Source organism: Trebonia sp. (assembly GCF_049794275.1).
In the GTDB taxonomy this organism is placed as follows: Bacteria; Actinomycetota; Actinomycetes; order Streptosporangiales; family Streptosporangiaceae; genus Trebonia.
The window spans coordinates 1-1,958 of the sequence record NZ_JBARCR010000846.1; the positions used below are offsets into that span (position 1 = coordinate 1).

General features: G+C 72.2%; 2 protein-coding genes. One reads left to right on the top strand and one right to left on the bottom strand.

All coding sequences use genetic code 11. From position 1 onward, the window contains the following. Positions 1-739: DUF5937 family protein (locus tag WA805_RS21925; protein ID WP_425243269.1), on the bottom strand; the 739-nt coding region annotated here is incomplete at its 3' end. 58 nt (positions 740-797) lie between these two features. Between WA805_RS21925 and WA805_RS21930 the strand changes: the two genes are divergently transcribed. Further along, positions 798-1,958, top strand: a 1,161-nt coding sequence (locus WA805_RS21930; RefSeq protein ID WP_425243270.1) for an MFS transporter, incomplete at its 3' end; no start/stop codon positions are given.

Here is a 1,958-nt window from a genome sequence, read left to right on the forward strand (position 1 = left end):
CGGCGTACCACACGGTGGCGGCGCCGCGCGCCGGGTAGTGCAGCGTCGTCTGCGTGCTGGTCTGCTTGCGCACCGACACGTCAGGCCAGCCGAACACGCTCGGCATGATCACCACCCCGTCCGGTCCGAGCACCACATCGTGGAACTCCGGGTCAGGTTCGCTGATCGTCAGCACTCCCTCGTCCCAGTGGAGGTCGGAGTGCAGGTCGTGCAGCAGCGCCCGGGCGCCGCCGTCGGCCAGCAGCCTGCCCCGGTAGGCGACGTCGGCGTCCAGGACGGCACGCATCCGCTGCCAGTGCGGGGCGATCAGCCGGTCGTGGAACCCCGCCAGCTCGGCCGCGATCTCCGCCAGGCAGGGCGCGGGGCGTGCCGCAAGCTCGACCGCGCTGGCCGGCCAGGTCACACCGCCGAACACCCGCCCCAGGCTGGCCCGCACTGACTCGGCGGGGGTGGCGCGCAGCCGGTCCAGTTCGGTGTCGAAGGCGGGACAGTGGACCGCCGGGGCGGGGATCAGGAACTCCGGGTAATACGGCAGCCCGTTGATGAGGAGCGGCCACACCCGGCCCAGCGGCTGCGGGCGGCTAGCCAGCTCCGCCTGTGCCCACCGCACCCAGGGGGCGTTCACCGCGGACTTCCCAGGCTCCGCGAGCAGCCGGATCGCCATGACGGTCTCGTCCAGCGGCGAGAACGCGAACCGGCTGGCGGCCAGGTCCGCCACCCCGATCTCAAACCTGATCACGATTTAGCTTAACTCTAAAACGTGGACGCCGCCGCTGGCGGCAAGCAGGCTGGCGGACGTGACCAGGCTGGGTTCCGCCTACTGGCGGCTGTGGTGGGCTAACGCGGTGAGCTACGCCGGCGACGGCGCGCTCGTGTCGGCGCTGCCGCTGTTCGCGGTCACCGTGACGAAGGACCCGCGGCTGATCTCGCTGGTGTCGGCCGCGATGTTCCTGCCGTGGCTGCTGCTGTCGCTGCCGGCCGGGGCGATCGTCGACCGCCACGACCGGGTGGCGCTGATGTGGCGCTCCCAGACGGTCCAGTTCGCCGTCATGGCAGTGCTGACCATTCTCATCATGACGCGCACGGCGGGCATCGCCGTGCTGGCCGCCGCCGGGTTCCTGCTCGGCTGCGCGGAAGTGGTGTTCAGCAACGCCGAGCAGTCCGCGCTTCCCGCGCTGGTGCCCGCCGACCTGCTGCCAAGGGCCAACGGGAACCAGCAGGTCGTGCTGACGATCGGCGAGACGTTCGTCGGGCCGCCGCTGGGCAGCGCGCTGTTCGCGGTGCGGGCGGCGCTGCCGTTCGGCCTGGACGCCGTGAGCTTCGCCGGGTCGGCGGCGCTGCTGGCCGGCCTGCCCCGCACCGCGAAGTCCCGCACGACACAGTCCCGCACAACACGGGCGCGCAGCGAGCAGGGGATGCGCGCCCAGATCGCCGAGGGCGTGCGCTGGCTGGCCGGGCACCGGCTGCTGCGCACCGTCGCGCTGCTGCTCGGCGTGTCCAACTTCAGCAGCCAGATGGGCCAGGTCACCCTGGTGCTGCTGGCGACCCAGACGCTGCACGTCGGCACTGGCGGCTACGGGCTGCTGTGGACCGCTGCCGCCATCGGCAGCGTGCTCGGCGGCCTGGTGAACCCCGCGATCACCCGCCGGCTGGGGCTGCTGACGTCGCTGATCGTGGCGATGGCGGCGTTCGCCGCCCTCGACGCCGGGATCGGGCTGGCACCGGACTTCGCCGTGGCCGCCGCGCTGATGGCGTGCAACGGGTTCTTCGTCACGATGTGGAACGTCGTCACCGTGACCATGCGGCAGCGTATCGTCCCCGCTGAGCTGCTCGGACGGGTCAACAGCGTGTACCGGATGCTCGGCTGGGGGCTGATGCCGCTCGGCGCGCTGGCCGGCGGGTTCATCGCGCACGCGGCCGGCTTGCGCGCCGCGTACATCGTGGGTGGCGTGCTCAGC